This window comes from Stenotrophomonas sp. STM01 (assembly GCF_014852135.1).
Taxonomy (GTDB): domain Bacteria; phylum Pseudomonadota; class Gammaproteobacteria; order Xanthomonadales; family Xanthomonadaceae; genus Stenotrophomonas; species Stenotrophomonas capsici.
Map to the genome: position 1 here is coordinate 893,484 of NZ_JACVBA010000001.1, position 17,974 is coordinate 911,457.

At 67.6% G+C, this 17,974-nt stretch carries 15 protein-coding genes; 8 read left to right on the forward strand and 7 right to left on the reverse strand.

Annotation, left to right across the window (positions count from 1 at the left end; all coding sequences use genetic code 11):
* Positions 1–155: 155 nt before the first annotated feature.
* Both IB227_RS04100 and baeS read right to left on the reverse strand, forming a co-directional pair.
* Positions 156–872: a response regulator gene (locus IB227_RS04100; protein ID WP_192286406.1), complete on the reverse strand. Its 717-nt coding sequence runs from the start codon at positions 870–872 to the stop codon at positions 156–158.
* Complete coding sequence (gene baeS, locus IB227_RS04105) at positions 869–2,257, reverse strand: sensor histidine kinase efflux regulator BaeS (protein WP_192286407.1); 1,389 nt, start codon at positions 2,255–2,257, stop codon at positions 869–871. Before baeS ends, IB227_RS04100 begins: the two co-directional genes overlap by 4 nt.
* A 146-nt stretch (positions 2,258–2,403) precedes the next feature.
* Here baeS and IB227_RS04110 point away from each other — a divergent pair, with 146 nt between their 5' ends.
* From IB227_RS04110 to IB227_RS04120, 3 genes are read left to right on the forward strand one after another with little or no spacing between them, the layout of a single operon-like run.
* The gene (locus IB227_RS04110) at positions 2,404–3,579 is read left to right on the forward strand and encodes an efflux RND transporter periplasmic adaptor subunit (protein ID WP_192286408.1); all 1,176 of its coding nucleotides are present in this window, start codon (positions 2,404–2,406) and stop codon (positions 3,577–3,579) included.
* A gap of 9 nt (positions 3,580–3,588) precedes the next feature.
* Positions 3,589–6,729 (forward strand): efflux RND transporter permease subunit, encoded by a 3,141-nt coding sequence (locus IB227_RS04115; protein WP_192286409.1) that lies wholly within the window; start codon positions 3,589–3,591, stop codon positions 6,727–6,729.
* 35 nt (positions 6,730–6,764) lie between these two features.
* Positions 6,765–8,183, forward strand: coding sequence for an efflux transporter outer membrane subunit (locus tag IB227_RS04120; RefSeq protein WP_192287267.1), 1,419 nt, complete (start codon positions 6,765–6,767; stop codon positions 8,181–8,183).
* Positions 8,184–8,841: 658 nt separating this feature from the next.
* On the opposite strand, the gene arsH is transcribed toward IB227_RS04120, so the two are convergent.
* Positions 8,842–9,588 (reverse strand): arsenical resistance protein ArsH, encoded by a 747-nt coding sequence (gene arsH / locus IB227_RS04125; protein ID WP_192286410.1) that lies wholly within the window; start codon positions 9,586–9,588, stop codon positions 8,842–8,844.
* A gap of 17 nt (positions 9,589–9,605) precedes the next feature.
* Here arsH and IB227_RS04130 point away from each other — a divergent pair, with 17 nt between their 5' ends.
* The 4 genes from IB227_RS04130 to arsB all read left to right on the forward strand — a co-directional run bounded on the left by IB227_RS04130 (position 9,606) and on the right by arsB (position 12,047).
* The gene (locus tag IB227_RS04130; RefSeq protein ID WP_192286411.1) at positions 9,606–9,935 is read left to right on the forward strand and encodes a metalloregulator ArsR/SmtB family transcription factor; all 330 of its coding nucleotides are present in this window, start codon (positions 9,606–9,608) and stop codon (positions 9,933–9,935) included.
* Positions 9,936–9,942: 7 nt separating this feature from the next.
* Complete coding sequence (arsN2, locus tag IB227_RS04135; RefSeq protein ID WP_192286412.1) at positions 9,943–10,386, forward strand: arsenic resistance N-acetyltransferase ArsN2; 444 nt, start codon at positions 9,943–9,945, stop codon at positions 10,384–10,386.
* Between the two features lie 91 nt (positions 10,387–10,477).
* A complete protein-coding gene (locus IB227_RS04140; RefSeq protein WP_192286413.1) occupies positions 10,478–10,996 on the forward strand; it encodes an arsenate reductase ArsC in 519 nt (172 codons plus the stop codon).
* A 13-nt stretch (positions 10,997–11,009) separates the two neighbouring features.
* Positions 11,010–12,047: an ACR3 family arsenite efflux transporter gene (gene arsB / locus IB227_RS04145; protein ID WP_192287268.1), complete on the forward strand. Its 1,038-nt coding sequence runs from the start codon at positions 11,010–11,012 to the stop codon at positions 12,045–12,047.
* Between the two features lie 318 nt (positions 12,048–12,365).
* Here arsB and IB227_RS04150 read toward each other — a convergent pair whose 3' ends face one another.
* Positions 12,366–13,583 (reverse strand): MFS transporter, encoded by a 1,218-nt coding sequence (locus tag IB227_RS04150; protein ID WP_192286414.1) that lies wholly within the window; start codon positions 13,581–13,583, stop codon positions 12,366–12,368.
* 73 nt (positions 13,584–13,656) lie between these two features.
* Here IB227_RS04150 and IB227_RS04155 point away from each other — a divergent pair, with 73 nt between their 5' ends.
* A complete protein-coding gene (locus IB227_RS04155; protein ID WP_192286415.1) occupies positions 13,657–14,454 on the forward strand; it encodes a helix-turn-helix transcriptional regulator in 798 nt (265 codons plus the stop codon).
* Between the two features lie 113 nt (positions 14,455–14,567).
* Here IB227_RS04155 and IB227_RS04160 read toward each other — a convergent pair whose 3' ends face one another.
* The 3 genes from IB227_RS04160 to IB227_RS04170 all read right to left on the reverse strand — a co-directional run bounded on the left by IB227_RS04160 (position 14,568) and on the right by IB227_RS04170 (position 17,825).
* Positions 14,568–16,148, reverse strand: a complete 1,581-nt coding sequence (locus IB227_RS04160) for a serine hydrolase domain-containing protein (RefSeq protein ID WP_192286416.1) — start codon at positions 16,146–16,148, stop codon at positions 14,568–14,570.
* 65 nt (positions 16,149–16,213) lie between these two features.
* Positions 16,214–17,017 (reverse strand): AraC family transcriptional regulator, encoded by an 804-nt coding sequence (locus IB227_RS04165; protein WP_192286417.1) that lies wholly within the window; start codon positions 17,015–17,017, stop codon positions 16,214–16,216.
* A 121-nt stretch (positions 17,018–17,138) separates the two neighbouring features.
* Positions 17,139–17,825: an alpha/beta hydrolase gene (locus tag IB227_RS04170; RefSeq protein WP_192286418.1), complete on the reverse strand. Its 687-nt coding sequence runs from the start codon at positions 17,823–17,825 to the stop codon at positions 17,139–17,141.
* Between the last annotated feature and the right edge of the window lie 149 nt (positions 17,826–17,974).

Here is a 17,974-nt window from a genome sequence, read left to right on the forward strand (position 1 = left end):
TGCAACAACCTGCATTCAGGGCCACCCCGCTCCGGCGCAGGCAGTGGTGCGGGTACGCATCGCCACCCCCGGCGCCAAGGCGCGGGGCGTCCTACCGCCACACAGGCCGATGGACCCACGCAATCCACGGCAGGACACCGCAACCGTCCGTGCGATCAGGACCGGGGATCAGGCTCCCTGGCCGGCAGTTCGAAGCTGTAGCCCACCCCGTAGATCGAACGCACGCCGTCTCCCTGCATGCCGGCCTCGCGCAGCCGGCGACGAAGGTTGCGCACATGGCTGTCCACGGTGCGGTCGGTCACCACCCGGTGGTCGCTGTACAGATGGTTGAGCAGTTGCTCACGCGACCACACCCGGCCCGGGCTACCCAGCAAGGTGCGCAACAGGCGGAACTCGACCGCCGTCAGGTCCAGCACGCGGCCATGCAGGAAAGCGCGATTGCCGGTTTCATCGATGACCAGGCCCGCTTGCCGGGGCTCCGCCTGGCCGTGGCGGTAGCGGCGCAACACCGTCCCCACCCGCGCCACGACTTCCTTGGGACTGAACGGCTTGCACACGTAGTCGTCGGCACCGACCTCCAGCCCGAGCAGGCGATCGATCTCCTCCACACGCGCGGTCACCATGATCACCGGCACATCACTCTCCGCGCGGATGGCACGGCACAACTCCACGCCATCACGCCCCGGCAGCATGATGTCCAGCAACACCAGGGCGGGCCGGCGTGCGTGGAAGGCGGCCATCACCTGGTTGCCGTCGGCCACCCAGTCACTGCGGTAACCGGCTGCGTGCAGGTAGTCGCGCAGCACTGCCGCCAGGCGCGGTTCGTCCTCGACCACGAGCACTTCAATGGCGGCGTCGATGGATGTGCTCATGCGTGCAGTGGCAGTTCCACCACGATGGCCAGCCCACCGAGCGCGGACGCTTCGGCGTGGATGGCGCCGCCATGGGCCAACACGATGTTGCGGCAGATCGCCAGGCCCAGCCCGCTGCCGCCACTGGCGCGATTGCGCGAGGCATCCACCCGGTAGAACCGCTCGAACAGGCGCCCACGCTTGTCCTCGTCCACGCCCGGCGCGCTGTCCTCGATGCTTATCCGCACGTGCCGTTCATCGCGCAGCGCATGTACCGCGACGCTGCCGCCGCGGTCGGTGTAACGCAACGCGTTCTCCAGCAGGTTGGCGAACAACTGCTGCAGGCGCCGTTCATCCCCCTGCACCGGCAGCGGGCCGGGCGCGGATGACACGACCAGCGCCAACCCCGCGTCGTGGAAGCGCGAGCGCATGCCTTCCACCGTCGCGCGCAGCACCGCATCCAGGTCCAGCGGCACATGTTCGTAGGCCAACTCGCCGGACTGGGTCAACGCCAGCTCGTGCAGGTCGTCGATGAGCTTGCCCAGCTGCCGCACTTCGCCCTGCAACGGTGCCAGCGTCGCCGCGCTCATCGGCCGGATGCCGTCCTGGATGGCCTCCAGTTCCGCACGCAGCACCGACAACGGCGTGCGCAGCTCATGCGAGATGTCGGCCATGAACTCACGCCGGTTCCGCTCGCTGTTCTCCAGCGCGCCGGCCATGCGGTTGAAGTCCTGCGCCAGCCGCCCCAGCTCATCGTCGGCGCCGGGCACGATGCGTGTGGCGTAGTCCCCGCCGGCCAACCGGTGGGTCGCCGCCCCCATGCCCTGGATGCGCTTGCGCAGGGGCCGGGTCAACAGCCACGCCAACGTACCGGCGACCAGCACCGCGACGATGCTGATCGCCCACCAGCGCCGCACCTGCGCCTCCATGAAGCGCTGCTCGTTGCGCGCCAATATCTTCTGGAACGGCACCATCGCCAGCCAGCCCACGGTATGGCCTTCCACCACGATCGGGCGGCGGATCGCACTGCCATCGACATCGGCGTTGCCGATCACGCGTCGGCCCTGCGCATCAAGCAACGCGAAGCGGGCCACCGCGCCGGTCTGGTCCGACACCGGTGGCGCACTCAGCAAGGCTTCGTCGGCAACCGGGTCGCCCACGTGGGGACGGATCAGCCGCAGCCAGACCTTGCGCTGGCCGCGCACGAACTCCCAACTGCCATGTTCGGCGTACTCGGCCTGCAGGCGCGGCAACAGCAATTCCATGCGACCGATGCCCTGGCCATTGAGGTAGCCCAGGAAACCCCTTTCGAACAGCCATTTGCCGGCCACGCCATTGACCAGCAAGGCGACCGCGCACATCAACAGCATGGCGCAGAAGATCTTGGCGGCGATTCCGAATTTCATGGTGCGCGGATGTGGACGGGCCGTGACGGGATGGCCCCATTAGCGGCGCCCTGCCGCCGCGATGCAAGCCCGCGCCATCAATCTCCATATTTGCTGCACATTTGCCTCGCAGGCTGGCGTCACCTGGAAACCACCGAGTGCCCCCCATGCCCGCTGCTGTTCCACCCCGCACTGCCCTGGTTCCGTTGGCCCTGCTGGTCTGCGGCGTGCTCACGGCCTGTTCGTCCAAGCAGGCGACGCCCTCCCGCGAGGTGACCGTCTCGGTACAGCCGGTCACTGTCCAGCGAATGGCCATGGAGCAGACGTTGCCGGGCCGGACGGTGGCGTTCATGACCTCGGACGTACGCCCCCAGGTGGGCGGCATCATCCAGAAGCGGCTGTTCACCGAGGGCGAGCAGGTGAACGCCGGCCAGGTGCTCTACCAGATCGACCCGGCCAGTTACCAGGCAGCCTACGACAACGCGCGCGGCACCCTGGCCCAGGCCGAAGCGGCGGTACTCTCCGCGCGCCCCAAGGCCGAACGTTATGAAAGCCTGGTCAAGGCCGATGCGGTCAGCAGGCAGGACGGCGACGATGCCCTGGCCGCGCTGCGCCAGGCCGAGGCGGCGGTGGTGGCCGCTCGCGCCGGGCTGCAGAGCGCGCGCATCAACCTGGACTACACCCGCATCACCGCCCCCATCAACGGCCGCATCTCCACCTCCACCTATACCCCCGGTGCCCTGGTCACCGCGGGCCAGACCACCGCACTGACCACCATCCAGCAGCTGGACCCGATCTACGTGGACGTCAGCCAGACCAGTGCCCAGCTGCTGGCGCTGCGCCGGCAGCTGGCCTCCGGCGCACTGCAGTCCGTGGACGGCAAGGCACAGGTCAGCGTCACCCTGGAGGACGGCAGTACCTACGCGCACACCGGCACCCTCGAGTTCGTGGGCACCGCCGTGGACACCGGCACCGGCAACGTCACCCTGCGCGCGGTGCTGCCCAATCCCGACGGCCTGCTGCTGCCCGGCATGTACGTGCGCGCGGTGCTGCCGATGGCCATCAATGACAAGGCCATCCTCGTGCCGCAGAGCGCGGTCACCCGCAATACGAAGGGGGAAGCCACCGTCAAGCTGGTGGGCGAAGGCGACAAGGTGGTCGAGCAGGTGGTGACGCTGGGCGATGCCGTCCGCAACCAATGGGTGGTCACCGCGGGGTTGAACGCCGGGCAGCGGCTGATCGTGGCCAATGGCAGCAAGGCCAGCGCCGGGCAGACGGTCAAGGTGCAGGCCGCCAACGCCGCCGCGGCCACCCCCGCCACCGCCACTCCCGGCACCAAGTAAGGATCGGCCATGGCACGTTTCTTCATCGACCGGCCGATCTTCGCGTGGGTCATCGCCATCGTCATCACCCTGGCCGGCACGCTGGCGGTGTTCTCGCTGCCGCTGGAGCAGTACCCGGACATCGCCCCGCCGTCGGTCTCCATCCGTGCCAACTACACCGGCGCCTCCGCGCAGACCGTGGAGAACGCCATCACCCAGGTCATCGAGCAGCAGATGACCGGGTTGGACAACCTGATGTACATGTCCTCCAGCAGCAGTTCCTCCGGCGGCGCGCAGATCACCCTGACCTTCGAGTCCGGCACCAATGCCGACACCGCGCAGATGCAGGTGCAGAACAAGCTCCAACAGGCCGAATCCAAGCTGCCTGATGCGGTCAAGAACACCGGCGTCACCGTCACCAAGTCCTCCGGCAACATCTTCATGGTGGTGGCCTTCAGCTCGGCCGACGGCTCGATGCAGAAGAACGACATCGCCGACTACATGGTCTCCTCGGTGCAGGACCCGATCAGCCGTGTCTCCGGCGTGGGCAACGTGCAGGTGATGGGAGCCCAGTACGCAATGCGGGTCTGGCTGGACCCGGAGAAGCTGCGCACCTATTCGCTGATGCCGTCGGACGTCAGCAATGCGATCAGCGCGCAGAACGCCGATGTGTCGTCCGGCCAGCTCGGCGCCCTGCCCGCCGTGGACGACCAGGGCCTGAACGTCACCGTGACCGCGCGCAGCCGGCTGCAGACCCCCGAGCAGTTCCGCCAGGTGGTGATCAAGTCCGATCCCGGTGGTGCGGTCGTGCACCTGTCCGACGTGGCCACCGTCGAGCTGGGCGGGGAGAGCTACAACGTCATGTCCACCTTCAACGGCAAGCCCGCCGCCGGCATGGGCATCGAACTGGCCAGCGGTGCCAACGCACTGCAGGTGGCCGACGCGGTGCAGGCCCGCCTGCAGCAGCTCAAGGCGTTCTTCCCCACCGGGCTGCAGTACCAGGTGGCGATGGATACCACGCCGTTCGTGCGCATCTCCATCGAAGAAGTGGTCAAGACCCTGATCGAGGCCATCGTGCTGGTGGTGCTGATCATGTACCTGTTCCTGCAGAGCTGGCGGGCGACGCTGATCCCGGCAGTCGCGGTGCCGGTGGTGCTGATGGGCACCTTCGGCGTGCTGTCCCTGCTGGGCTATTCGATCAACACCCTGACCATGTTCGCGATGGTGCTGGCCATCGGCCTGCTGGTGGACGATGCCATCGTGGTGGTGGAGAACGTCGAGCGCGTGATGGCCACCGAACACCTGTCCGCGCGCGAGGCCACCCGCAAGTCGATGCAGCAGATCACCGGCGCGCTGGTCGGCATCGCGCTGGTGCTGACGGCGGTGTTCCTGCCCATGGCGTTCTTCGGCGGCTCCACCGGCATGATCTACCGCCAGTTCTCGGTGACCATCGCCTCGGCGATGATCCTCTCGGTGCTGGTGGCCATGACCTTGACGCCAGCCATGTGCGCAAGCCTGCTGGTCGCGCCCGGCCCGGACGGCCACGCCGTGCATCGCGGTCGCCTGGGCCGCTTCTTCGCCGGCTTCAACCGGCGCTTCGACGCCAGCGCCGAACGTTACCAGCACGGCGTGCAGCGCCTGCTCGGCCGCCGTTCGCTGGGCGTGGCCTGCTATGCCGTGCTGTTGCTGGTGATGGGCCTGCTGTTCTGGCGCCTGCCCACCTCGTTCCTTCCCGCCGAGGATCAGGGCACCCTGATCGTGCAGGTCAAGCTGCCTTCGGGCACCACCATGCAGCGCACCCAGGCCGTGATGGACCAGCTCACCGCCTATGCGCTCGAGCAGCCGGAGGTTTCGACCATCATGGCCAACGCCGGCTCCGGTGGTGGTGGCGGCAACAGCGCGCAGAACTCGGCACAGGCCTACATCCGCCTGAAGGACTGGTCGTTGCGCGAGGCCAGCGCACAGGAGGTGGGCGTGCGCATCACCCAGGCCATGTCCCGCATCCCCGATGCCCAGATCTTCGCGGTAACCCCGTCCGGCATTCCCGGCATGGGCCAGACCGGTGGCTTCACCTTCCAGCTGCAGGACCTGGGCGGCGCAGGCCATGAAGCGTTGGTCGCCGCCCGCGACCAGCTGCTCGGCAGCGCCGGCCAGGAATCCGCCCTGGCCAGGGTGCGCTATACGGCGGTCGACGATGCGCCCAGCTTCAAGGTGGAGATCGACGATGCCAAGGCCGGCGCGCTGGACCTGGCCACCAGCGACATCAACAACACCCTCTCCACCGCCTTGGGCGGCACCTACGTCAACGATTTCATCAACCGCGGCCGGGTGAAGAAGGTCTACGTACAGGGCGAGGCCTCCGCGCGCATGCTGCCGGCCGACGTCGGCCGCTGGTCGGTGCGCAACAGCGATGGCCAGATGGTGGCGTTCTCCGCCTTCTCCACCTCCTCGTGGGATTTCGCGCCGGCGACACTGACCCGCTTCAACGGCAGCGGCTCGATGGAGATCAGTGGCGAAGCCAATGCCGGCACCAGTTCGGGCACGGCCATGGAGACGATGGAACGGCTTGCCGCGACGTTGCCGACGGGCATGGGCTTCTCCTGGTCGGGGATGTCCTACCAGGAACGCCTGGCCGGCAACCAGGCACCCTTGCTGTACGGCGTCTCGCTGCTGTTCGTGTTCCTGTGCCTGGCCGCCCTGTATGAAAGCTGGTCGGTGCCGTTGTCGGTGATGTTGGCCGTTCCGATCGGCGTGGTGGGCGCGCTGCTGCTCACCAGCCTGCGCGGGCTGGAGAACGACGTGTACTTCCAGGTCGGCCTGTTGACCACCGTCGGCCTGGCCGCCAAGAACGGCATCCTGATCGTGGAGTTCGCCAAGGAACTGGAAGAACAGGGCCAATCGTTGCTGCAGGCGGTGCTGCATGCCGCGCGCATGCGCCTGCGTCCGATCCTGATGACCTCGTTGGCCTTCCTGCTCGGCGTGCTGCCGCTGGTGGTCAGCAGCGGTGCGGGGTCGGCCGGTCGGCATTCGCTGGGCACCGGCGTGTTCGGCGGCACGCTCGCCTCCACCGCGCTGGGCATCTTCTTCGTCCCGCTGTTCTACGTGATCGTGCGTACCCTCTCGCCGCGCAAGGCGCGTCCGCAGGCGACCGAAGTAGAGAATCCGTCGTGACCCGAACCTGTCTCCCGCCCGGACCGCGCCGCGCCATGCTGCTGGCTGGCTGCCTGCTCGCACTGGCCGGATGCACCAGCCTGGCACCGCGCTACACACGGCCGGCCGCACCGGTCAGCGACGCCCTTCCCGCGGCTGTTCCCGCCATTGCAAGTGACGCGGGCACCGTGGTCGACCTGCCGTGGCGGCAGGTGTTCCTGGACACCCGCCTGCAGCAGGTGATCGCACTGGCGCTGGAGAACAACCGCGATCTGCGCATCGCCCTGCTCAACATCGAAACGCAGCGTGCCCAGTACCGGATCCAGCGGGCTGCATCGTTGCCGTCGATCGATGCATCCGCCGCACAGTCACGCAGTCGCGGCACCGACGCCTCGGGACAAAGCGGCGTCAGCCGCAGTGCCAGCGCCGAGGTCGGCATTGCCAGTTGGGAGCTGGATCTGTTCGGCCGCGTCCGTAGCCTCAAGGACCAGGCCCTGGAGAACTGGTTGGCCACCACGGAAACCCAGCGCGGTACCCGCCTGACGCTGGTTGCCGAGGTGGCGAGCGCATGGCTGACGCTTTGCGCCGACCAACAACGGCTGGAACTGGCCCGGCAGACCCTGCACAACCAGCAACAGACACTGGCACTGACCCAGGAGCGTCATGCGCAGGGCATCGTCTCCGGGCTGGATCTGTCGCAGGTCGAGGCCAGCGTGCACAGCGCGCGCACGGACGTGGCCAGCTATACCGTGCAGCTGGCACAGGACCGCACTGCATTGGAGCTGTTGGTCGGCACCCGCCTGGAAGACCCCTTGCTGCCGTCCAGCGAAGCACTGGACAGCGCCGTGGCGCTGGCACCGATTCGGTCGGGTCTGGATTCACGGGTACTGCTGGACCGGCCCGACGTGCTGGCCGCCGAGCACGCCCTGAAGGCGGCCAATGCCAACATCGGCGCGGCACGTGCCGCCTTCTTCCCCAGCATCGCGCTCACCGCCAACACCGGCCGCAGCAGTGACGCGCTGTCCTCGCTGTTCAGCGGGGGCCAGCGCACCTGGTCGTTCGTCCCCAGCATCAGCATCCCGATCTTCCATGCCGGTGCGCTCAAGGCCGAACTGGACGTCGCCACGCTCGGCAAGCATATCGAGGTTGCCCGCTACGAAAAGAGCATCCAGAGCGCCTTCGCCGAAGTCGCCGATGCCCTGGTCGCCCGCGCCAACCTCGATGAACAACTGGAGGCACAGCGCGCACTGGTCGCGGCCAACCAGCGCGGCTTCACCCTCGCCGACACCCGCTACCGCACCGGCGTGGACAGCTACCTCGAAGCGCTGGACGCGCAGCGTTCGCTGTACAGCGCCCAGCAGGCGCAGATCACCCTGCAGCTGTCTGAAGCAAACAACCGGGTGACGCTGTACAAGGTGTTGGGCGGCGGCGCCGACGCACACACCACCGACATCGCCGCCGCCCCACCTCCGTAGGAACGGCTTCGGCCGCGAGGTCGCTGCCGTGTGATTGCCGAAGGCGCCCCGTCCAACGATGACGGGACGACAGAAACCACCGCGTCGGTCACTTCCCCAGCTTCGGGGCGAACGCCGCTCCTACCCATCCGCGCCCTGTCCGCCCCCGTAGGAGCGGCTTCGGCCGCGAAGCCACAAACCAACGCCTGCATCCCCCGCCCCCTTCAGATGCACCTGTCAAACGGCCAGCAATCTCCACGCGACCTGCGCTGCAGGTCTCGGATGATTCCTAGCCGATGCACCCTTTGGGTGCGGCCGCAGCGATGGGAGCGGCAGCGCCGGCACCTGCAACGGCATCAGCGGCGCTTCAAACGCCATCACTGGCGTTTTTCCCGCCATCAAGGGCACTTCAACCTTCAGCCTTGGCGCTTTTTCCGGCATCGCTGACGCTTCAGGCGACATCAATGCCCCTTGAAGGGGCGTCGTGCAATCACAAGTGGCACGGATGGCCTCTCAAACCGCATCCGTGCCGCTTTTCCCAGCGGACGACGCACGCTCGACGGGGGCATTGCCATGTTCGGCAACCCGCCACCGACCGCATCCTGCCAGCCCGGCCCGACGCCAGCACCCCTTCCCAGGGTCGCCGGCATCCGCCCCCTTCGGCACGTTGCAGGAAGCGTCAGCCCTGCGTCGTCTCCACCGCGTCGGCGGCAAGCGCCAGTGCCGCAGCGGCGCTGGCGCCCTTGCGCTCGCTGTAGCGGTCAACCAGGTAGTCGCTGCGACCACGCACCAGCAGCGTGAACTTCATCAGCTCCTCCATCACATCCACCACGCGATCGTAGTAGGGCGAAGGACGCATGCGTCCGTTTTCGTCAAACTCCTGCCAGGCCTTTGGGACCGAAGACTGGTTGGGGATGGTGACCATGCGCATCCAGCGCCCCAACACGCGCAATGCGTTGACCACATTGAACGATTGCGAACCGCCGCATACCTGCATGACCGCCAGCGTGCGGCCCTGGGTAGGACGTACGCTGCCTTCTTCCAACGGCAGCCAGTCGATCTGGTTCTTGAACACACCCGTCAAGGTGCCGTGGCGCTCCGGTGACACCCATACCTGGCCTTCGGACCACTGCGACCACTCCCGCAGTTGCCGCACCTTGGGATGGTCCTTGTCGCAACTGTCGAGCATCGGCAGCCCGTGTGGATCAAAGACGCGCGTCTCTGCCCCCAGTTGCAGGAGGACACGCTCCGCCTCCAGCGCCAGCTTGCGACTGAACGATTGCGGGCGCAGCGAGCCGTACAGCAGCAGGATGCGTGGCCGATGCAGGCCATCGGAGGCTGCCCGCAACCCACCATCCGGCACCGGCAGCAGATCGAGGTTGATGTTGGGCAGGGCGTCAATTGGGGATTGCTGATCGATATTCATTCCATTATTCTAGAATTATGAAAACGAATCAGGCAATCGCCGCCCTTACCGCGCTCGGCCACGGCACCCGGCTGGCTGCATTCCGCCTGTTGGTGGAGGCCGGCCCCGACGGCCGCATGGCCGGTGAAATCGCCGAATCCCTGGCCGTCCCCAACGCCACCCTTTCCTTCCACCTGAAGGAACTGCTGCATGCAGGCCTGGTGCAGAGCGAAAGCGTCGGACGCAATGTCTGTTACCGCGCCGACTACACCGCCATGAACGCGTTGATGGCCTACCTCACCCACAACTGTTGCGCCGGCTCGCCCGACATCCGCTGTGCCCCCGCCCCCACAAACTCCTGCTGCTGAGGCGCCCATGCCCGCCCGCATCCGCGCTCCTCACCCGACCGACCTGCCCCGGCTGGTGGCGCTGCTTGCCGCCGCCGGGCTGCCGGTCGATGACCTGGCAACGGGACAGATCGACTTTCTCGTCGCCATGGAGGATGGGCAACTGCTCGGCATCATCGGCGTGGAAGCCGTACCACCGGATGGCCTGCTCCGTTCGTTGGCGGTGGCTCCCGGTGCACGCGGCAGTGGACTCGGCGGGCGCCTGCTGCAGGCCATGGAGGCACATGCCGCCGCGCGCGGCGTCCGCCGCCTGACACTGCTGACCACCACGGCCGCACCGTTCTTCCAGCAGCGTGGCTATCAGCCCGTGCTGCGGGCCGATGTCGCCCCGGCCATCCAGGCCACCGCCGAGTTCCGCAGCCTCTGCCCGGCCTCGGCGACCTGCATGCACAAGCACCTGGCCGTGGATTGAACACCCAGCCGAGGCCGTTCATCGCCGACCGGCATCCGGCATCCATCCGCTGCACCCGTTGAAACCCGACTCTTTCCCTGACGGACACGCCATGAGCATCAACGTTCTCTTCCTGTGCACCGGCAACAGTGCCCGTAGTGTGCTGGCCGAAGCCACCCTGCGGGCCTGGGGCGGCAACCGTTTCGTCGCATTCAGTGCGGGTAGCCAGCCCACCGGCACGGTCAATCCATTCGCCTTGGCCCAGTTGTCCGCGGAAGGCATTGCCACCGCCGGCCTGCGCAGCAAGTCCTGGGACGAGTTCACGCAACCCGATGCCCCCCGCATGGACCTGGTCATCACGGTCTGTGATTCGGCCGCCGCTGAAACCTGTCCGGTGGTGTTCGGCGACTTCCTGCGTGCCCATTGGGGACTGCCGGATCCGGCGGCGGTGGAAGGCAGTGACGAAGAAAAGCGCGCGGCATTCGCGCTGGCGCATGCCGTGGTAAAGGCCCGGCTGTTGGCGCTGCTTGCCGTCCCAGCGACGCAATGGCAGGACCGCCTGCAGCTCCAGCACGCCCTTGATGGCATCGGGCAGGTGCAGCCGGAAACGGGACGCCGGGACAATGACTGAGGGCACCGCCCGGCTGGGCCTGTTCGAGCGTTACCTGACCTTGTGGGTGGCGGTGTGCATCGCCGTTGGCACCGGTCTGGGGCACATGTTCCCCGGGGCATTCGTGCAGTTGGGCGCGCTGGAAGTGGCGCGCGTGAACCTGCCGGTCGCCGTGCTGATCTGGCTGATGATCATCCCGATGCTGTTGAAGGTGGACTTCGGGGCGATGCGCCAGGTGGGCCAGCATTGGCGGGGTATCGGCGTCACCCTCTTCATCAACTGGGCCGTCAAGCCGTTCTCGATGGCGTTGCTGGGCGGTCTGTTCCTGCGCCACGTCTTCGCCGCATGGCTGCCACCTGGGCAGGTGGACTCCTACATGGCGGGGCTGATCCTGCTGGCGGCCGCGCCGTGCACCGCGATGGTGTTCGTCTGGAGCAACCTGTGCCGGGGCGATGCCAACTTCACCCTGAGCCAGGTCGCGCTCAACGACGCGATCATGGTGCTGGCCTTCGCGCCCCTGGTGGCCGTGTTGCTGGGCCTGTCGTCGATCACCGTGCCATGGGCGACGCTGGCGCTTTCGGTCTCCCTGTACATCCTGCTGCCCGTCGCGGTGGCCACGTTGCTGCGACGCTGGCTGCTCGCGCGCGGCGGCCCGCCCAGGCTGCAGCAGGTACTGCAGCGGCTGGCACCCGTATCGCTGCTGGCACTGCTGGCCACGCTGGTGCTGCTGTTCGGCTTCCAGGGCCGGCAGATCATCGAGCAGCCACTGGTCATCGCCATCCTCGCCGTGCCCATCCTGTTGCAGGTTTACTTCAACGCCGGGCTCGCCTACCTGCTCAACCGGCGTCTCGGTGTTGCCCACTGCGTGGCCGGACCATCGGCATTGATCGGCGCCAGCAACTTCTTCGAGCTGGCCGTCGCCGCAGCGGTCAGCCTCTTCGGCGTGCACTCCGGCGCCGCGCTGGCGACCGTGGTCGGCGTGTTGATTGAAGTGCCGGTGATGCTGACCGTGGTGGCCATCGTCAACCGCTCGCGTCGCTGGTATGACGCGGGAGTCATCCCTCGACCCTAGCGTGCCTGGCGGCTCACGCTGTTCCTGCAAGGAACGCATCCTGCGTAGGAGCGGCCTCGGCCGCGAGGCTGGCGGTGCTCGATCAATCGTGCGACCAGCAACCTCATGGTTGCTGGCAACACGGCCCTTCAACCCCACCGTGCTTCGCGACTGAAGCCGCTCCTGCAAGGAACGCCCCATCCACAGGAGCGGCCTTGGCCGCGAAACTTGCGCTGCCTGATCGGCAGTGCGGCCGGCATTCTCATGCTTGCCGGCAGCACGGCGCTTCAACTGCCGCGTGCGTCGCCGCTCGCGCCGCGCCTGCAAGGCCGCGCAGGATCAGTGACTGCGCCGATTCGGCAGGAACGCGGCCACCATGCCCAGCAATGGCAGGAACGAGATCACCTTGTAGACCCACAGGATGCTGGTGTGGTCGGCCAGCACGCCCAGTACCGCAGCACCCAGGCCGCCCATGCCGAACGCGAAGCCGAAGAACAGGCCCGAGACCGTGCCGATGCGATGCGGCATCAACTCCTGCGCGTACACCAGGATGGCCGAGAACGCCGAGGACAGCACGAAGCCGATGATCAAGGTCAGCACCGTCGTCCATTCCAGGTTCGCGTAGGGGAGCATCAACGCGAACGGCGCCACGCCCAGGATCGACGCCCAGATCACCGGCTTGCGACCAATGCGGTCGCCTACCGGCCCGCCGATCAAGGTGCCCGCCGCCGAGGCCAGCAGGAAGCCGAACAGGTGCAACTGCGCGCTCTGCACCGACACGTGGAACTTCTGCATCAGGTAGAACGTGTAATAGCTGCTCAAGCCAGCGATGTAGAAGTATTTGCTGAAGATTAGCACCAGCAGGATCGCGATCACCCATGCCACCGTGCGCTTGGGCAGCAGCGACTCACTGCTTGCCATGCCCGCCTTTGGCTTGCTGGCGCTGACGACCAGGTGCTGCTGGTACCAGCGGCTGACATAGGTCAGCAAGCCGATGCCGATCAGCGCCGCGCCGCCGAACCAGGCGACGCTGCGCTGGCCGTTGGGAGCGATCACCGCTGCGGCCAGCAACGGCCCGATCGCCGTGCCGGCGTTGCCGCCCAGCTGGAACACCGACTGCGACAGGCCATGCCGTCCGCCCGAGGCCAACCGCGCGATGCGCGAGGATTCCGGGTGGAAGATGGCCGAACCGATGCCGACCAGCATCGCCGCGACCAGCACCGTGCTGAAGTTCGGCGCATAGGCCAGCAGCAACAGGCCGCACAGCGTGGAGGTCATGCCCATCGGCAGGGAGTACGGCGCCGGACGCTTGTCGGTACGCAGGCCGATCAACGGCTGGAACAGCGAGGCGGTGAGCTGGTAGGTCAGGGTGATCATGCCCACCTGGGTGAAGCTCAGGTGGAACTGCGCCTTGAAGATCGGATACAGCGCCAGGATCAGCGACTGCATCATGTCGTTGACCAGGTGCGAACTGCTGATCGCCGCCAGCACGCCGACGGCGGCCGGGCGCCGCGCGGGGGTACTGGAAGCGGCCACGGGTGGAGCGGTGGAGGACATGGCGTTACCACGGAAAGAGGGGAGCCGGCGCATGGTAGAGTCGCTCGCTACGCCCTTCCTGCGCGATATGGTCATGCACCCTCTCGAAAAGGACACCGACAACCGCAAAGGCCGGCGCCTGCCGCTGCCGGCGGGCCCGGAGACGGCGGTGTATTGCAGGGCACGGGATTACGAGGCGGACACGCTGATCCCGCTGCACCACCACCCCGATCGCCACCAGCTCGTGTATGCCGAGACCGGCGTGCTGGTCGTGCGCGCCGGCATGGGCCGCTGGGTGGTGCCCAGCACCCGTGCAATCTGGATGCCGGCCGGCACCGGCCACCAGGTGCATTGCATCGGCCAGGTGCAGATGCGCAGCCTCTACGTCACGCCGGCCGCGATGCGGCAGCCGCCCGCCGGCCCATCGGCGGTCTCGGTCACGCCGTTGCTGGCGGCACTGATCCGCGCCGCGGCCAGCGTGCAGCAGCCCTATGTGGAGGATTCACGCGATGGCCGGGTGATGCGCCTGATCCTGGACGAGATGCAGACCCTGCCGGTGCTGCCGCTGCACCTGCCCGAGCCGAAGGACGCGCGCCTGCGCATGATCGGCCGGCAGCTGGAGCGACACCCGGACGATGCGTCCACCCTGCACGACTGGGCGCAGCGCCTGCGGGTCGACGTCAAGACGATCCAGCGCCTGTGCACGCGCGAGCTGGGCATGACCTTCGGGCAATGGCGCCAGCAGGCACGGCTGCTGCGCGCACTGGAGCGGCTGGCGGTCGGCGAGAAGGTCATCGACGTGGCCCTCGCATTGGGCTACGAAAGCCCGAGCGCGTTCACCACCATGTTCAAGCGTCGCTTCGGCCTGACCCCCAGCCAGTTCTTCCGCTGACGCCGCCGGCAGGAGTGGCTTCAGACGCGAAGCTCGTGGGTGCCGTCGTGGCAATGCGTGCGATTGCAAACCGAGGCGTTGAGGCGCCATCGGCTTCGCGACTGGCGTCGCGCCTACGGGAGCGCATCGGTGTGCATTGCCGGCGGGGGCGGCGGTTGCTTCATGTAACGTTCGCCGTCGTATTCGAAACCACTGATCTGGCCCTGTCCGTCGCGCAGGAACTGCAGGGGCTCCGGTGCGTCCAACGGCCCGCCCTGCGCGCCAAACAGGTCCACGGTCGCCGGTTGCAGCTCACGCGCGAGCGCTCCCATCTGCAGGTGCAGGCCATGCCCCGTCTCGGTGACCGCCGCCTCCACCGGCAGGCGCTCGGCACGGAACCATGCCGTGTACGCGGCACGCACCCCGGCGTCTGGCTGCCATGCCCAGCCCTGCCAGCGCGCCTGTGCGCGTTCCTTGGCCTGGCGCGCCTGCAGCCCGTCCAACTGCTCGGCCACCCGCGTCGGGTACACCTGCCGGCGTGTCCGCGCCCAGGTGTCCGCCTCCGGGTGGTCCACCAGGTACTGGAAGAACTGCACCACCGTGCGCGAGGTGAACCAGCCGGTGGCGTTGTCGGAATTGGAGAACACCCCGATGCCCACGCCCAGGTCCGGCGAGAACGCCATCATGCTGCGCGCACCGGTGTAGCTGCCGCCATGGATGTACAGCGTATGCCCCTCGAAGTCGCAGACGTTCCAGCCGAATGCATAGCCGTGGAAGGGAAGCTCATAGGCGTTGCGGGCCTTCGGGTCGACCTGCACGCCGATGGCATGTGCCTTGTCGACCACCCCGGGCGCGATTGAGGGTGGCAACGTCCCGCCCAGCTGCAGCCGCAGCCAGCGGCCCAGGTCGCGCGGCGAGGTCATCACGCCGCCGGCCGAATGCATGATGGCGTCCGGCTTCGGTGCCACCACCTGCCACCCCCGCCCTTCCCCCAGCCACTGATGGTTGTAGGCCAACTGGGCGGGATCGAACACCGAGGTGCGCGCGGCGGTCTCACGCATTCCCAGCGGCGTGAACACCAGTTCCTGCAACCAGTCCTGCCAGTGCCTGCCGGTACGCTGGTACAGGAGGGCGGCGTAGATGTTGTAGCCCAGGTTGTCGTAGTCGAAGCCGGCCGGCCGCGCCGTCGCCAGCGTGGCAAGCAACTGCGGGTACAGCACGGGGTCCGGCGCGCCGATGTAGGCCTCCATCGTGGTGAGCGCATCGGCATGCAGCGGCACGCGGTGATTGAGCAGGTCGGCCAGGGTCCACGCCGCGGGATCCACGCCGCCGGGCAGGCGCAGCTGCGGCCAGTGATCGGCCAGGGTGCTGTCCAGGCGCAGCACGCCGCGTTGATCAAGCAGGTGTGCCAGCAAGCCCATGTACGACTTGGTCTGCGAGGCGACGTACATCGGCGTGTGCATCGTCAAGGGCGCGCCGCTGGCGGTGTTGCGCTGGCCGCGGGTGTAACCGAGCAGTTGCCGGTCACGATCCACCACCACGACCGCGTAGCCCGGCCCCAAGCCGGGGATGCCATCAAGGAAACCCTGCAGACGTCGCGACGCCTGCTCCGGTGTCGCCGCCGTAGCCGATAGCGCGGTCGCGGCGACAAGCAGCAGGCACAACTGGCAGCGATGGAGGAAACGGTGGCGCATGGTGCGATTCCACGGGGACATGCGGCGATGCTGCAGCGGCGAAGGGGCCGGCGTATTGAACGGATCGAACCTGCGCGCCCTTCCAATCAAGCGCGCAACACCCTGGCCAGGCGTGCCGGTGTCAGGCCACTGTATTGGCGCGCCACGCGGCTCAGGTGCGCCTGGTCGGCGAAGCCGGCCTGGCATGCCGCCGCTGACAGCGACTGGCCGGCCGCCAGCAGCGGCAGTGCACGCTGCAGTTGCGCGCGCAGCCGGAACGCCGAGGGCGCGCAGCCCATCCAGCGCGCGAATGCACGCGCGAAATACACCGGGTGCAACCCGTGTTCCTGCGCCAGCGCCGTCACCGGCACCGCTTCCTCGCCCAGGCGCTCGCACGCCAATGCCAGCCAGCGCGGCGGCGTTCCCGCTGGACGTTGATCCACCTGGACCATCATCGCCAGCAGCTCCCACAAGCGCGCTTCCATCTCCTCTGCAGGAAGTCCTCCCCTTGTCAGCTGCGCCAGCGTGGAGCCGCCCCGCGCCAGCATCGCCGGTGCCGCACGCTCGCGCCATTGCCAGCCCCCGTCAACGCCAAGCTCCCTCTCCAGATCGAACCGGCCCGGCAGATTGATGCCCAGGATCAACGCCCCGGACGGCCCGTAGTCATTGGCATGCACCTGCCCCGCGGGCTTCACGCCAACGGCCGATGTCGCCAGCCGCACTTCGCGATGTGGCGTCTGCTCGCCCAGCGTTCCGACCAGCAGCAGCGAGAGCTGATGGCACTCATGCACGTGCCGCGACATGCGCAGTCCGGGCGTATACCACCCCACCCGCGCGGACAGCCGTTCACCCACGAACAACGTACGGCTGGCGCTGCCTGCCTGGGTTTGCGGCGATGGAAGCGACGGCATGGACGTGGGCAATCACCGCAGGGGTTCAAGCACAGTCTAGTGAGCGCATGTCGCGCCGCGCCTGCCATTGGTCGTGGTGCCAGGCACCCCGCCGACGGGCAGTGGCCGGGTGGCCGCGGGGTCACGCCTGCTGCGCGGCCTCATCGATCAAGGCCGCCACTTCCTGCGGATGCGACGCCAGCGATGCATGGCTGGCCTCCAGGGTCAGCACGCGGCGCGGCTTGATGCGCCCGGACATCGCCCTCTGGTTCTCGGGGGCGATCATCCGGTCGCGGGTCGAAAGCTGGTACCAGCTCGGCTTGTGCCTCCACGCCGGGTCGGTGATGGCGTCACCGAAGGTGCTGGCCAACGGTGCCTTCTGGGTCACGCCCATCACGAAGCCCTCCTCCGGCGACAGGTCCTGGCAGAAGCTCTCGTGGAACTTGGCCGGGTTCAACCACAGGTAGCCATCGCTGTCCGGCGCAAGGTTCGGCGCGGCCTCGGGCAGGTGCCGCTGGGTGATGCCCCCCGGGCTTTCACCGGCATCGGGGGCGAACGCGGCGATGAAGACCAGTGCCTTGACGTTGTCCAGGTTGCCCGCCTGGCTGATCACCGCCCCGCCATAGGAGTGCCCCACCAGCACGACCGGGCCCTGCACCTGCGCCACCATCTTGCGGGTGCGCTCGACGTCGTCGGCCAATGAGGTCAACGGGTTCTCGACCGCACGGATGTCGGTGTAGCCGAGCCGCTTCAACTCCAGGATGACCTTGGCCCAATGGGCGGCGCCGCCCCAGAACCCATGGACCAATACCACTGCCGGCTTGTTCATGACGTTGTTTCCTGCGCTGGGGAAAGAGACCCTGGCACCGCTGCGCGCTGCCAAGGCACGCACGACAGTGACGGAGTGCGCAATCTTTCAGCCCGGCCGTAAATGGCCCGTGAGGAATCGGCGGGATAAACAAAAACCCGGCTTGCGCC

Excerpts from the sequence above, each read along its gene's own strand:
- IB227_RS04100 (WP_192286406.1), bottom strand. The coding sequence starts at position 872 with ATGAGCACATCCATCGACGCCGCCATTGAAGTGCTCGTGGTCGAGGAC.
- baeS (WP_192286407.1), bottom strand. The coding sequence starts at position 2,257 with ATGAAATTCGGAATCGCCGCCAAGATCTTCTGCGCCATGCTGTTGATG.
- IB227_RS04110 (WP_192286408.1), top strand. The coding sequence starts at position 2,404 with ATGCCCGCTGCTGTTCCACCCCGCACTGCCCTGGTTCCGTTGGCCCTG.
- IB227_RS04115 (WP_192286409.1), top strand. The coding sequence starts at position 3,589 with ATGGCACGTTTCTTCATCGACCGGCCGATCTTCGCGTGGGTCATCGCC.
- IB227_RS04120 (WP_192287267.1), top strand. The coding sequence starts at position 6,765 with ATGCTGCTGGCTGGCTGCCTGCTCGCACTGGCCGGATGCACCAGCCTG.
- arsH (WP_192286410.1), bottom strand. The coding sequence starts at position 9,588 with ATGAATATCGATCAGCAATCCCCAATTGACGCCCTGCCCAACATCAAC.
- IB227_RS04130 (WP_192286411.1), top strand. The coding sequence starts at position 9,606 with ATGAAAACGAATCAGGCAATCGCCGCCCTTACCGCGCTCGGCCACGGC.
- arsN2 (WP_192286412.1), top strand. The coding sequence starts at position 9,943 with ATGCCCGCCCGCATCCGCGCTCCTCACCCGACCGACCTGCCCCGGCTG.
- IB227_RS04140 (WP_192286413.1), top strand. The coding sequence starts at position 10,478 with ATGAGCATCAACGTTCTCTTCCTGTGCACCGGCAACAGTGCCCGTAGT.
- IB227_RS04150 (WP_192286414.1), bottom strand. The coding sequence starts at position 13,583 with ATGTCCTCCACCGCTCCACCCGTGGCCGCTTCCAGTACCCCCGCGCGG.
- IB227_RS04155 (WP_192286415.1), top strand. The coding sequence starts at position 13,657 with ATGCACCCTCTCGAAAAGGACACCGACAACCGCAAAGGCCGGCGCCTG.
- IB227_RS04160 (WP_192286416.1), bottom strand. The coding sequence starts at position 16,148 with ATGTCCCCGTGGAATCGCACCATGCGCCACCGTTTCCTCCATCGCTGC.
- IB227_RS04165 (WP_192286417.1), bottom strand. The coding sequence starts at position 17,017 with ATGCCGTCGCTTCCATCGCCGCAAACCCAGGCAGGCAGCGCCAGCCGT.
- IB227_RS04170 (WP_192286418.1), bottom strand. The coding sequence starts at position 17,825 with ATGAACAAGCCGGCAGTGGTATTGGTCCATGGGTTCTGGGGCGGCGCC.